This is a genomic window from Antarcticibacterium flavum (genome assembly GCF_006159205.1).
GTDB classification, from domain to species: Bacteria; Bacteroidota; Bacteroidia; order Flavobacteriales; family Flavobacteriaceae; genus Gillisia; species Gillisia flava.
The window spans coordinates 2,744,608-2,758,220 of the sequence record NZ_CP040812.1; the positions used below are offsets into that span (position 1 = coordinate 2,744,608).

At 42.6% G+C, this 13,613-nt stretch carries 10 protein-coding genes; 4 read left to right on the top strand and 6 right to left on the bottom strand.

Annotated features, from left to right (window positions below; genetic code table 11):
- Nucleotides 1–132: 132 nt before the first annotated feature.
- Nucleotides 133–1,164, bottom strand: coding sequence for an AI-2E family transporter (locus FHG64_RS11830; protein WP_139066595.1), 1,032 nt, complete (start codon nucleotides 1,162–1,164; stop codon nucleotides 133–135).
- 259 nt (nucleotides 1,165–1,423) lie between these two features.
- On the opposite strand from FHG64_RS11830, the gene FHG64_RS11835 reads away from it, so the two are divergent.
- Nucleotides 1,424–2,329, top strand: coding sequence for an IS110 family RNA-guided transposase (locus FHG64_RS11835; RefSeq protein ID WP_139066596.1), 906 nt, complete (start codon nucleotides 1,424–1,426; stop codon nucleotides 2,327–2,329).
- Nucleotides 2,330–3,371: 1,042 nt separating this feature from the next.
- Here FHG64_RS11835 and polA read toward each other — a convergent pair.
- Nucleotides 3,372–6,197, bottom strand: a complete 2,826-nt coding sequence (gene polA / locus FHG64_RS11840; protein WP_139066597.1) for a DNA polymerase I — start codon at nucleotides 6,195–6,197, stop codon at nucleotides 3,372–3,374.
- A gap of 269 nt (nucleotides 6,198–6,466) precedes the next feature.
- On the opposite strand from polA, the gene FHG64_RS11845 reads away from it, so the two are divergent.
- On the top strand, nucleotides 6,467–6,700 hold the full coding sequence (locus FHG64_RS11845) for a hypothetical protein (RefSeq protein ID WP_139066598.1): 234 nt from the start codon (nucleotides 6,467–6,469) through the stop codon (nucleotides 6,698–6,700).
- A 28-nt stretch (nucleotides 6,701–6,728) separates the two neighbouring features.
- On the opposite strand, the gene FHG64_RS11850 is transcribed toward FHG64_RS11845, so the two are convergent.
- On the bottom strand, nucleotides 6,729–7,727 hold the full coding sequence (locus FHG64_RS11850; RefSeq protein ID WP_139066599.1) for a N(4)-(beta-N-acetylglucosaminyl)-L-asparaginase: 999 nt from the start codon (nucleotides 7,725–7,727) through the stop codon (nucleotides 6,729–6,731).
- A gap of 205 nt (nucleotides 7,728–7,932) precedes the next feature.
- On the opposite strand from FHG64_RS11850, the gene FHG64_RS11855 reads away from it, so the two are divergent.
- Both FHG64_RS11855 and FHG64_RS11860 read left to right on the top strand, forming a co-directional pair.
- Nucleotides 7,933–9,159 (top strand): metallophosphoesterase, encoded by a 1,227-nt coding sequence (locus FHG64_RS11855; RefSeq protein WP_139066600.1) that lies wholly within the window; start codon nucleotides 7,933–7,935, stop codon nucleotides 9,157–9,159.
- Between the two features lie 75 nt (nucleotides 9,160–9,234).
- Complete coding sequence (locus tag FHG64_RS11860; RefSeq protein ID WP_139066601.1) at nucleotides 9,235–9,531, top strand: thioredoxin family protein; 297 nt, start codon at nucleotides 9,235–9,237, stop codon at nucleotides 9,529–9,531.
- Here the strand turns inward: FHG64_RS11860 and FHG64_RS11865 are convergent.
- From FHG64_RS11865 to FHG64_RS11875, 3 genes are read right to left on the bottom strand one after another with little or no spacing between them, the layout of a single operon-like run.
- Nucleotides 9,528–9,761 (bottom strand): polysaccharide deacetylase family protein, encoded by a 234-nt coding sequence (locus tag FHG64_RS11865; RefSeq protein WP_139066602.1) that lies wholly within the window; start codon nucleotides 9,759–9,761, stop codon nucleotides 9,528–9,530. The two genes, FHG64_RS11860 and FHG64_RS11865, sit on opposite strands and share 4 nt — an antisense overlap.
- The gene (locus FHG64_RS11870; RefSeq protein WP_394344179.1) at nucleotides 9,758–10,285 is read right to left on the bottom strand and encodes a polysaccharide deacetylase family protein; all 528 of its coding nucleotides are present in this window, start codon (nucleotides 10,283–10,285) and stop codon (nucleotides 9,758–9,760) included. Before FHG64_RS11870 ends, FHG64_RS11865 begins: the two co-directional genes overlap by 4 nt.
- A 3-nt stretch (nucleotides 10,286–10,288) precedes the next feature.
- Nucleotides 10,289–13,585: a glycosyltransferase family 117 protein gene (locus FHG64_RS11875; protein WP_139066603.1), complete on the bottom strand. Its 3,297-nt coding sequence runs from the start codon at nucleotides 13,583–13,585 to the stop codon at nucleotides 10,289–10,291.
- Between the last annotated feature and the right edge of the window lie 28 nt (nucleotides 13,586–13,613).

Here is a 13,613-nt window from a genome sequence, read left to right on the forward strand (position 1 = left end):
AAAAGCCGGTGAAGGTATCCTTCACCGGCTTTTGCTTTATTCTATTTTTGAAAACTCCGGCATAATAATTTACCTGGAAAATCTCCTTCTGCCAGTATTTGGCAACAGGAGGCCCCAGATAAAATTCTCTATTTATTCCTCCCGGTTAATCCGTTTTATATATAGCTCCTGCACAAGGATTATGACCATTAAAACCAAAGGTGTGGCAAGGATCACTCCCCATATCCCGCTAAGGGCCCCAATAAGTAATTGTGAAATGATGATAAGAGCAGGAGGGATCTTTATGAGTTTCTTCTGAGCCTGCGGATTAATAATACTGCTTTCCAAAAGCTGGATTGCTATATACATAATGGCGATGATCAAAGCAGTAGTAGGATTTACTGCAAGGCCTACAAGTACAGCCGGGATCATTGCAGCCAAAGGTCCAAAATTGGGTACAAAATTAAGAAGGCCTGCGAGCAATGCCAGGGTGAGCCACATTGGAATTCCAATGATGACAAGGCCAATAGCGGTGAGGATAAAAACTGCAAACATGGCGATAAATTTTCCTGCAAGCCATTTTTTAAGACCCGTTGCAAGTCTTTTTTGTACTGCCTCAGCCTTAGGCCTTCCCCGGGGTGGTACCAATTGAGTGATGCCGTTCTTATATAATTGCGGGGATGCGGTAAAAAAGATCCCAATAATAAGGATGATATAAAAATCTCCAAGGAAACCAAAGGTCGTGGCAAAGAACCGGGAAATATATGTGGTCATTTCCCCCGAATTTCTAACCTCCTCAATTTTCTCTACCAATTCCTGCCCCACAGCAGTTTGCCTTAAAGATGCCTCTACATCTTCGGCAATGGCCGGCAATGTTTCCTCCAGTTGAGCAGCCTGGGAGCCAACCGTGGCACCAATAAGCCAAAACAAACCAATGACCAGCAAAAAACTGCCTACAGTGGAAATGCTCAATGTGATCCAGGAGGGCCAGCCTGTTTTTTTTCTTATAAAATGGCTTATCCCTCTAAAATATGAAGCGATGAGGATACCTGCAAAAATGAGAATAAGCACATTAAAGGTAGCCTCAAATAGCAGAAGTAAAATAACTATTAAAGCAGTAATTCCTCCAACGATCCAAACTTTTTGAACAAACGTATATTCTCTGTCTACTGGTTTTTCCGGCATAGGTGATTGGTTAGGAAGCTTAAGTTACTAAAGTTTTTACCCGGAGTTTCTTAAGGAGGTGATAAAAAAAGACCCGCTGCGCTGTTAGGATCAAGAGTCAGGACCGCTGCGCTGCAAGACTTTTTTGTTGTCAGTTGTCAGTTATCGGTTGTCAGTTGTAGTTAAAAAAGTGGAGAGGTCCTATGTTTGTATAAAAAAGCACAAGTTTCAGAAAAGTAGAGTAATTTAAAAGTGATAACTAACTCTAAAACTGAAACTTATGCAAAAGCAAGTTACAAAATTAGACTATACGGGCAAAGATATTTTTGTGGGCATTGACACTCATAAAAAGAGCTGGAATATTACGACAATGATGGGGCTATTTTCCAAAACCTTTAATGCACCTGCAAGTCCAGAGACTCTCCGGCATTATTTGGACAAGAAATTTCCCGGAGGAAACTATTTTAGTGCCTATGAAGCTGGATTTGCTGGATTTTGGCCTCATTATCAACTTCTTAAATTAGGGATTAATTCTATTGTGGTCAATGCAGCTGATATCCCTACGACCATTAAAGAGAAGGTTCAGAAGACAGATGTAAGGGACAGTAGAAAAATTGCAAAATCCTTGCAGAATAGAGATCTTACTCCCATCTATGTTCCCTCCCAGGAGTGTTTAGATGACAGAAGTCTCTGCAGGTATAGAAATACTGTTGTAAAGGAATTATCCAGAACAAAAAACAGAATAAGATCGTTTATCAATTTAAATGGCCTCAAAGTACCAGAAGATATCCCAGAAGGGAGGTGGCCGAAAAGATTGATAAATTGGTTAAAAGAAATTGACTTGAGTTTGTCTCTACGGCTAACTTTAAATGGATTGCTGGAGGATTATGAGCGACTAGCTGAGAAAAAAAAATGCATTACAAAACAAATAACTGAACTCTCCAGAACCAGCAGATATGAACAAGATGTGAAACTGCTTCGGAGTGTACCAGGAATCGGACTGGTAATAGCTATGGCCTTTTTAACTGAATTAGAGAATATGAATCGGTTTAAAACTTTTGATCAACTTTGCAGTTTTATAGGCTTTGTTCCTTCCACAAAATCCTCTGGAGAAAAAGAAAGTGTTGGCGAAATTACCTCACGAGCTCAGGTTATTTTAAGACCACTTTTAATAGAGGCTTCCTAGATAGCGGTTCAAAAGGATCCTGCATTAGCTTGCAGATATGCCGAATTATGTCACAAAGGTCTAATGCCAAATAAAGCAATCATTAGAATTGCAAAAAAGCTATTAAGAAGAATACGATTTGTTCTAAAGAACAAAGAACTATATAAATTAGAAGTTGTATAATCTCTATAAAATTTCAATCCAATGAGACCGTTCACTTTCCACTGCAGCGATTTTGCGACTGTTATCGGAGAGACTACGGCTCATTATTCTTTAATGCTGAACAAGACACTGCAGCGATAAATCGACTGCTCATAGAAGGCTGTTTTATAGAATTACAACATCCGGGCACCCCAGGTAAGCTATGAAGACCGTGAGTTTTCTTAGCCATACCCGACATTGAATAATTGTAAAACCCCTTAACAAGAAGGGGCTCTACTTTTTTCATCGTCATAAACCCTATTGCTGTTGAGTTGCTCTCCAGCAGAGCTCAATTCCTCTTCGGATTTATGACTTAAATTTATGAAATTTTTAGCTTCTGGAACTTGGTTTACAACATAGAAGTGGAAATTGGAGAGTGGATAGTTAGGGCGTGTTAAAGAAGGTCCGCTGCGATGCTGGAGTCCAGAATCTGGACCGCTTCGTTGCAGGACTTTTCCACCCTTCTTGTCATTCTTAAGAGCGCTTTTTCGAGCGATGAAGGATCTCTGGCGGGGAATGGGCATTGTGATTTACATTATTTTTATGCGCATGGAGAAGCTAGTTCGCGGGTTTTTGAGGTTGAAGGGCAACTCCTTCACTTTTGGCTACTAACCCTTCCCACTGCACCGGGGATTGGGATTCTTCACTGCGCTCAGAATGACAAGAGTGGGCTATCGCGATAAAGAAAAAAGAAGGAATTATCCTTTTTCGAAAAACCCTTCTCTTCTCTCTTCTCTCTATTCTTTTTTCCTCTTGTACCTAAGTCTTGTCTCCTGTTTGTTGTTTCTTGTCTCTTGATTCTTGCCTCTTGGTTCATTTGTCCAGCCTCCAGACTCTAGCCTCCATCCTCCAGCCTCTCCTTTTAATGTGCCTCCAGCCAGTTCTCGCCTACACCCAGTTCTACATCCAGGGGAACATCCATTTTAAAGGCATTCTCCATTTCGCTCTTGATCATTTTCTGAACTTTTTCAAGTTCATCTTTGTGGGCATCGAACACAAGTTCATCATGCACCTGCAGGAGCATTTTGGTTTTGTAGTTGCCTTCTTTGAGTTTGCGATGAATGTTGATCATCGCGATCTTGATAATATCTGCCGCACTTCCCTGGATAGGAGCATTTACCGCATTTCTTTCTGCAGCACCACGGACTACCGCGTTCTGGGAGTTAATGTCTTTTAAATAGCGTCTTCTTCCGAGGACAGTTTGCACATAGCCATGCTCCCGGGCATAATCAATTTGTTCACTTATATAATCCCGAAGTTGAGGGTAGGTAGTATAATAAGTGTCAATAAGTTCTTTAGCTTCAGACCTGGAAAGATTGGTCTGGTTGCTCAATCCAAAGGCCGAAACCCCGTAAATGATCCCGAAGTTCACGGTTTTCGCATTGCTTCGCTGCTCCCTGGTAACCTCATCAATAGGAACATTAAAAACTTTTGCGGCAGTAGAGGCGTGAATATCCTCCCCGCTTTGGAAGGCTTTGATCATATTCTCCTCCTTGCTAAGGGCTGCTATAATGCGTAGCTCTATCTGCGAATAATCTGCCGCCAGAAGCACGTAATTCTCATCCCTGGGAACAAAAGCCTTTCTTACTTCGCGTCCTCTTTCAGTTCTTATAGGTATATTCTGAAGGTTGGGATTATTGGAGCTTAATCTCCCTGTTGCTGCCACGGTTTGCATATAATCTGTATGCACCCTGCCTGTGGTTTTTTCTACCTGGGTAGGAAGTGCATCTATATAGGTGTTCTTCAGTTTTACAAGTCCGCGGTAATCGAGAACGCACCTCACTATTTCGTGCTCATTCGCCAGGACTGAAAGTACATCCTCACCCGTTGAATATTGCCCTGTCTTGGTCTTCTTCGGTTTTTTTACAAGCTGAAGTTTTTCAAAAAGAATGATCCCCAGTTGTTTTGGAGAACCTATATTGAATTCCTCTCCGGCTTCCTTATAGATATTCTCTTCAAGTTCTTTGATGTCATTTTCCAGTGCTGCTGAAAGTGATTGCAGGAATTTTTCATCCAGCCGTATCCCTTCCAGTTCCATATCTGCCAGCACCTGTACCAGCGGAATTTCTATTTCTTTGAAAAGTTTCTCTGTATTAGCTTCTTTAAGTTCGGGTTCAAAATGTTTTTTTAGCTGAAGGGTGATATCTGCATCTTCCACAGCATATTCGGTTTGTTGTTCCAGCGGAACGTCCCGCATATTGCCCTGATTCTTCCCTTTTTTGCCGATAAGCTCGGTTATTGGTTGTGGGGAATAATTAAGGTATGTCTCCGCCAGCACGTCCATATTATGGCGCATATCTGGATTTATCAGGTAGTGCGCGATCATTGTGTCAAATAAAGGGCCTTTCAGTTCTACCCCATATTTCGCTAATACCTTGATGTCATATTTTAAATTCTGGCCCACCTTTTCAACATCTTCAGCTTCAAAGAATGGTTTCAGTTCAGCAATTAATTTTCCGGCTTCCTTTTCATCTTCAGGAAAGGGGATATAAAATCCCTTCCCTGCTTCCCAGGAAAATGCGATCCCAACCAGCTGTGCCTCGAGCGGATTCAAACTGGTAGTTTCAGTATCAAAACATACGCTTTTCTGTTTCTTTAAATTCTGAAGAAAAAGGCTCATAGCCATTCCCGGCGCCACACTTTGATAAACGTGAGAGGTGTCTTTTAAAGTTTTACGGCCGGAGGTAACTTCTATTTTTTCAGCATCCCCGCCAAAAAGTGAGAATTGACCGGCACCTGCGGTAGAGGCCTGTGCCTTTGCAGTGGCTGTACCGGTAACCTGCGTTGGCGTGGAAGTGTCCTCGCCAGACCAGAGTTTGATAAATTGATCCCTTAATCTACGGAACTCCAGCTCCTCGAAGATCTCCTGTACCTTTTCTGCATCGGGTTGTGAAAGTTCAAAATCCTTTGCATCGAATTTTACATCGCAGTCACACTTTATGGTTGCCAGCTTCTTGGACATAAGGCCCTGCTCTGCATGCTCCTCCACTTTTTCCCGCATTTTACCTTTCAGCTTATCTGTATTAGCGAGCAGGTTTTCCATGCTTCCAAATTCCTTGAGAAACTTCATTGCGGTTTTTTCTCCTACTCCCGGTAAGCCGGGAATATTATCTGATGCGTCCCCCATCATCCCAAGGAAGTCAATGACCTGGTCGGGGCTTTCTACCCCGAATTTTTTCTTTACTTCCGGAATTCCTAAAATTTCAATCCCATTCCCCATTCTCGCGGGACGGTACATAAATATATTTTCAGAGACCAGCTGGGCAAAATCCTTGTCCGGGGTAACCATGAATACTTTATAATCTTCTTTTTCTGCCTGTTTTGCAAGGGTCCCAATCACATCATCTGCCTCACAGCCCGGAAGAACTACTACCGGAATGTGCATAGCTTTAAGAATATCCTGAATATACGGGATTGCCTGTAAGATTGGTTCCGGGGTGGCATCACGGTTAGCCTTGTATTCGCTGAACATTTCTGTGCGCTCCGTACTCCCGTCCTTATCAAAACAAACAGCAAGATGATCCGGCTTTTCCCTTCGAATCACATCAAAAAGGGAGTTGGTAAACCCCATGATTGCCGAGGTGTCCAGGCCTTTGGAGTTGATCCTGGGATTTTTTATAAAGGCATAATAGCCTCTAAAGATCAATGCGTATGCGTCCAGAAGGAATAAGCGTTTTTGTTCAGCCATTTGAAGTTTCTTAAAGTGCATAAAACTACGAAACTTATAGCTGTGTTTAAAATGGATTTTTGCAGATATGGGACATTAGTATTGAGATATGAGTATTGAGTATTGAGTTTTGAGTTTTGAATATTGAGATGTGAGAGATAGCCAGACCAGAGTTCTCCAGTCTGCGGTTTCCTCTCTGCTCCCTGTTCTTTATTCTCTGGGGATCAATATTTTTCAAACAGAAAAATTTCTTTCTTCAAATAAAAATTTTAACTTTAATCAAAGAATATATGAAAATTAGGACAAGGAATAAGTCAAATTGGTATGACAGCAGGAGTCTTGTTGAGATTTTGTTGTTTATGCTGCCTCCCCTGGGCCTTTATGCTTTGTACAGGAACAATAGCATAAGATCTCAAAATATCAGGATCCTCTACGCCACAATAGGAATTCTTACAGGGGTTTTCATGCTAATGATCCTTTTTAATAATTTCAGTAAGCTTTCTACGCCTTTTCTTTCTTATTAAAACCGTCTCATTACTCAATTCTCACTACTCAATTCTCCATAAAATATCCGCTCTCCACATTCTCATTTTTACCCTGCTGATATTTTACATAGGAAAACCCTTTCTGAATACAATAAGATCCAATTTCTCCTTTTTTGTTCAGCGTGATAAAAGCTGCCTGGAATTCCCTGTAATTAGGATTGCGGGCAATGATCCTTTTTATAGCTTCCTCACAGGCTTCCTGGGGAGATTTTCCCTGTCGCATAAGTTCGACAATAAGGAAACTACCCACACTTTTCATAATGGCCTCTCCCATACCCGTGGCAACGGCACCTCCAACTTCATTATCCAGAAATAAACCCGAACCTATAATTGGCGAATCACCCACCCGGCCGTTCATTTTATAGGAAAGTCCACTACTGGTACAGGCCCCGGCAATATCCCCGTTTTGATCAATACATAACATCCCGATGGTGTCGTGGTTCTCAATATTAATTATAGGCTTGTATTCTTTCTTTTTCAGCCATTCCTTATAGGCTTTTTCAGATTCCGGAGTGAGCAGGTTTTCCTGTTTAAATCCCTGTTCCCGCGCAAATTGGTCGGCTCCTTCTCCTGCCAGCATCACGTGCGGGGTTTCTTCCATGACTTTCCTGGCAACAGAAACTGCGTGAGTGTTGTTTTTTAAATAAACTACTGCTCCCGCATCCCCGGTAGGCGCCATAATGCAGGCATCAAGAGTGACATTGCCATCCCTGTCTGGCGCGCCGCCTTTTCCCACGGTTGTGTTTTTTAGATTGGCTTCTTCTACCATTACTCCCTGCTCCACAGCATCCAATGCAGTTGCTCCATTTTCAAGCATTTCGCCGGCCATGATGCTGGCATTTGGGAAGTTCCAGGTGGCGATGGTTATAGGGAAAGGTTTGCTTACTTTATTCGTCATATTAAGAGTGGTTTTATTTGCAAGGGAATTAAGTGGGAGTATCCCGGCCGACAGGAGGAGCCCACTCCCTGAAAACAGGCTTTGCGATATGAATTTTCTTCTTTTCATTAGAAATGGAGATAAAGGTTTCCGGATACCGTATCCAAGGATACTATCAACCTGACAAATTTTTAAGCTGGCACAATTCCTGAAGTAAAATCCAATCGACATTACCAGGTGCATTTTACTGCTTTAACAGTCGTTAAATTAGGGATAATTTTAAAGTAATAGATGCTACAAGCAGTAACTTCGCCAAAAAAAGAAAAAATCGCCAATGCGCTGGATCATATTTATTGTTTTATACCTGCTTCTTAATATCTACGCCTTCCAGGCGGTTCGAACACTAAGCAAAACCTACTGGGCTATTACGCCTTATATTTTAATCTCACTTGGAATTCTGGCTTTCTTTCTTTATGAATGGAATCAGCCAAATCCCGATGGAGGCTTTACCGGTGGCAGGGCATATTCTCTTGGCCTGGTGCTCGCCATCATGGCAGCAAACCTAATCCTTACCCTGTTTATGTTTGGAGAAGATATTGTGAGGCTCCTTATGGCCGGGTATAATAAATTGTTCACCACCTCTGGCCAATTTGACCTGCCTTCCCGGAGAAAATTCCTGAGCCAGGTGGCACTGGGGATTGCTGCCATTCCATTTGCTTCGTTGCTGTATGGTATGTACCAGGGAAAATATAACTACAAGGTGTTGAAATATACACTTCATTTTGATGACCTGCCAGACGCTTTTGATGGATACAGGATCACGCAAATTAGTGATATACACAGTGGGAGTTTTGATAATAAGGAAAAGATAGAATATGCCATTGATCTCATCAATGAGCAGGAAAGCGACAGCGTATTTTTTACCGGTGACCTGGTGAATAACCTTGCTGCCGAGATGACTCCCTGGACCTCGACCTTTTCAAAAATAAAGGCTCGTGACGGGGTTTACTCTGTTCTTGGAAATCATGATTATGGAGATTATGTGAGCTGGGATAGTGACAGGGAGAAGCTAGCCAATCTGGAAGCTATGAAAGGGGTTCATTCTCAAATGGGATGGAACCTGTTACTCAATGAACACAAGCTTGTTGAAAAGAATGGAGAAAGAATAGCCTTTGTGGGGGTTGAGAACTGGGGCGCCGGCGGCTTTAAAAAGAAAGGTGACCTTGACAAAGCAGGGCAGGGACTTACAGATAAAGATTTCAAAGTCCTGCTAAGTCACGACCCTTCATACTGGCAGGAAAAGATCAAGAATGATCCAAAGAATTATCAATTAACTTTAAGCGGACATACGCATGGGATGCAGTTTGGGATTGAGATCCCGGGCTGGTTCAAGTGGAGCCCCGTCCAATACCGATATGAAAATTGGGCCGGTATTTACGAGGAATTTGGGAGATATATCAATGTGAACCGCGGCTTTGGTTACCTGGCTTACCCGGGAAGGGTGGGTATTTGGCCGGAAATTAGTGTGATCGAATTACGAAAAGGCCCAAAGCCCGCATAATTCAAAGAAATTACTATCTTTGATATACATATATTTAGTGGTATAAAAATCTAATCTAAATTTAGCTTTTAGCATATGTCAAAATTTGGGGAATTAATTGATCTTAACATTCCGGTGTTGTTGGATTTTTATACCGAATGGAATGAGGCTTCCAATGCTATGCATCCTGTGTTAAGGGATGTTGCAGCTGCCCTTGGCGATAAAGCAAAGGTCATCAAGATCGACGTGGATAAAAACACTCAGCTGGCAGAAGCCCTGCGCGTAAAAGGGCTTCCAACCCTTATGATCTACAAGGATGGGGAAATGAAATGGAGGCAAAGTGGGGAACAGGATGCCAATACCCTCATAGGTTTGCTCAAGGAATACACCTAGAGCGCCTTAAAATTATATCCTTTATTCTTAAAGTATTCCAGGATCCCCGGCAGGATCTTTTTTAAGTTTCCGGAGGCTTTGATGCTGTCATGGAATACAATAATACTGCCCGGACCGGCCTGGGAAATCACCTGGTCATAACAATACTCAAAATTTTTATTGTTGTCATAATCCTCACTTACAATTTCCCACATCACTATCTCGTAACCTAATTTTTTTACTTTTTTCATTTGACCGGGAGTGATCTTCCCAAAGGGGGGCGAAAGAGTTTTCGATTTTCAGTTGTCGGTTGTCGGTTGTGAGTTGTCGGTTGTCGGTTGTGGGTTGTGGGTTGGGTATAGGGGCTGGCAGTTGATTCTTGGTTTTTTTTTGGTGGATGTGAGGGGTGTTCGCTGGAGCCTGTTAGGAGGTTTTGCTGAATTATTTTTCCGGCTCTAAGAACGTTTTCAATATAGATATCGGTGGAGGTTTTCCAGCCGTTTAAATGGTTATGAGTGTGATTCCCGATGCTGTGACCTTCAGCTAAAATCGCTTTAAAGATTTCAGGATATTTCTTCACATTTTCTCCTATACAGAAAAATGTAGCTTTTGCATTGTAATCCTTCAGCAGGGATAATACCCAGGGAGTGATCCCGGGAATTGGGCCGTCATCAAAAGTTAGATAAAGTGTCTTTTGCTCCCCCGGCATATTCCACAGCAGCGAAGGAAATAACAGTTTCCCTGCTGCTGTAATATGCTTTAATGGAAGAACCATTTCTTATTGAATAAGGGTGCTGTCCAGGGAGTCTACCTGTTCAGGATTTCTTAATTCCCTGTCTATGGCCTCATTCGTAGGCTCTGGGACATCTATAATTTCCTCTTCCTCCTGATAAAAACTTGGATAAAGGCTTAAATACGTGTTGAACTCTTCTGCTTTTGCCCTGGCATACTCCTGTTCCCCGTGCCTGAACAACAGGTCAACCAGGGAGCGATATCGTTCCATATCTGTAATAATATTATCGGCATAATTAAATTGCCTGTCCACATCCCAGCCGCTGTAATACCTTAAGTTTTCCTGATATTTAAAAGCAACCTGTTCCCATAATTCCCGCGCCTTTTCGGGCTCACCTACTTCGAAATAACCACTTATAAAAGGTTCCAGCAAGGTGTAATAGCCGTAGAAGTCTACCGGCATTTTTTCCATTGCCAGGTCGATGATCTCTTCTGCCCTTTCTTTGTCACCTTCATTGAGCAAAGCCTCGCTAAGGCGGGCAAGATTGCTCCTGTAGGTGATGGAGTTTTTACGGGTTTCCGGATCATGATAAATGTTGGGATCTTCCATATTACCCCAATCCCAGCCTTTGACGATATCATACATTTTATCTGTATCTATCCTTCCCATATCAAATGGGTTTCTTGGGTTTACAGGAGTTTGAACGGGTACAAGTTTATAAGTTACCCCATCCAGTTGCAAATAATCCTTCATCCACAGGTAATCATCATTTCCAAAACTTCCGCCTGTGAAATAAATTGGCCGTTTCCAGTCATTATTGGCAATGATATCGAGCATTAGCAGCCTGTTCTTATAGATCACATTTCCTTCAAGCTGCAGGAAGATATTATCTACAATGAGATCTTCATCTTCGGGCTTTACAATCCCATATTGAAGAACATTGTTCTTATTCACAGGTACTCGTATAGATTTTGTCGGAAAGGTATTTACAACCTGCCCGCTTTGAAGCTCGCCTTTAGTGCCCGGATTATCACTGGCTATCCAGTTCATCCAGTTTTTAATGGCCATTGTGTCTGTGGTCACTTGCTGGTGGATCACAAATTCATTTGTTCCAGCCCTGTATTGATGATGTTCCAGCTGTGAGGGGATAGGGTCACTGGTCCATGCCTTGCTTTTCATTTGATCGATATACCAGTCGGTCGCAAAGAGGCTGGTGTTCACGATGCGCACATCCCTCCTGTATCCCTCTATTTGCTGTGCATACCATAGCGCAAAAGTATCATTGTCCCCTATGGTAAACAGGATTGCATTTTCATCTACAGAGTCCAGGTACATCTTGGCCATTGCCAGGGCGGTATAGCGGTTGGACCTGTCGTGGTCATCCCAGTTCTCTGATGCCATAAGCACGGGAGCGGCCAGAAGTGAAACTACTATTGCTACGGGGGCTGCTACTGTTGGTTTTATCTTCCGTCTTAAATAATCAAAAATGGCATATACGCCAAATCCTATCCATATAGCAAAGACATAGAAGGAACCAACCAGGGCGTAATCCCTTTCACGTGGTTCAAAAGGCCTCTCATTTAAATAGATCTTTAAGGCAATCCCGGTGAAAAGAAAAAACACTGTAAGGATCCAGAAGCCTTTGATATCCCGGTTGTAATGGAAGAAGATACCAATGATTCCCAGGATGAAAGGCAGGAAGAAATAAGTGTTGCGTGCCTTATTATTTTTCATGTCTGAAGGCAGGTCGTCCTGTGATCCCAGCCTCCACTCATCGATAAATTTAATCCCACTAAGCCAGTTCCCGTTGAGATCTGTCATTTGACCCTGATTGTCATTTTGCCTTCCGGTAAAATTCCACATAAAATAGCGCCAGTACATATAACCCATCTGGTATTCAAACAAGTACCCCAGATTGGATCCAAAAGAGGGTTTTTGCACATCGAGATACTGACTGAATTGAGAGAGAAAACTGTGATAATCCTCGTAATCCAGCCTTCCCTGGGCATAATTCCTCCTGAATTCTGTAATCGCGGCCAGTAGCTGCTCCTCATTTTGATATTCAGGTTTTACTGTGAAGTCCAGCGGCCCCGTGAATTGCATATAATTGGTTGCGTGTTGAGTACTCCACATTCTTGGCAGGAAATCCTTATGCCTGTCATCCAGGTTTTGCCTGGCGTTCTTATAGTCATTAACTATGATATATTTCCCGGTGGCTTCGTCCTTTTCGTAATTAGGTTTGTCGTCCCTATATGGATTATCGGGGTCAAGCCCTGCATACATTTCGGTGAACTGGGGGCCGTAGAAAAGATGTGTTTCCCCATACTGTTCCCGGTTGTAATAAGCCAGCAACTCCCGTGCATTGTCGGGGCTGTTCTCATTGATCACCGTATTGGCATTTGCTCTTATAGGAAGCATCGTCCAGCTGGAAAATCCTATAAGTATAAAAAGTATACACAGAAACAGCGTGTTAAGCTGGTAGTAATGTTTTTTGCGCGTATACTGGATAGCATAGTAAAAGGCAGCTATGATAAGCACGGCTGCTATGATGGTTCCGGAGTTGAATGGAAGACCAAAAGTGTTAGTAAAGAATACCTCAGAGTATCCAAAGAATGTTAGGGTGTATGGAAGGAGGAACTTGAAGATGAACATAAGCACGGCTACCACCGCGATGTTTGCAATTATAAAGTTCTTTACTGTGACCTTTTGGTAATTCTTGAAGAAATATAAAAAGCCTATTGCAGGGATGGTAAGTAGTCCCATGAAATGTACTCCAAAGGAGAGTCCAACGATTAGAGATATCAAGATCACCCAGCGGTTTCCGCGGGGTTTGAACATGTCTCTTTCCCATAGCAACCCAAGATAGAAGAGCAAGGCCATTATGCAGGCAGCCATGGCGTAAACTTCAGCTTCCACAGCACTAAACCAAAAGCTATCTGTGAAAGTAAAGGCAAGGGAGCCTACCAAGGCGCTTCCCAGGACAGCGATCTTCTTACCGGGGGTAAGGGTTTCCCTGGGGCCGGTAACTTTTAAAAGCAGGAGCACGATGGACCAGAACATAAATAAAATGGCAAAGGCACTGGCCAGGCCAGACATGAAGTTCACCATCAATGCTACCTGGCTACTATCTGCAGCAAAGGTGGAAAAGAATGCCCCCATCATTTGATAGAGCGGTGCCCCTGGCGGGTGACCTACTTCGAGATTGGCAGATGTTGCAATGTATTCTCCTGCATCCCAAAAACTGGCGGTGGGTTCCAGGGTAAGCGTATAAGTGGTAAGGGAGATAACAAATACCAGCCATCCCAGTATTTGGTTCCATTTACCAAAGCTAAAATTGGTCATATTTTGCTCTTAAGTATATAAGTGGTGG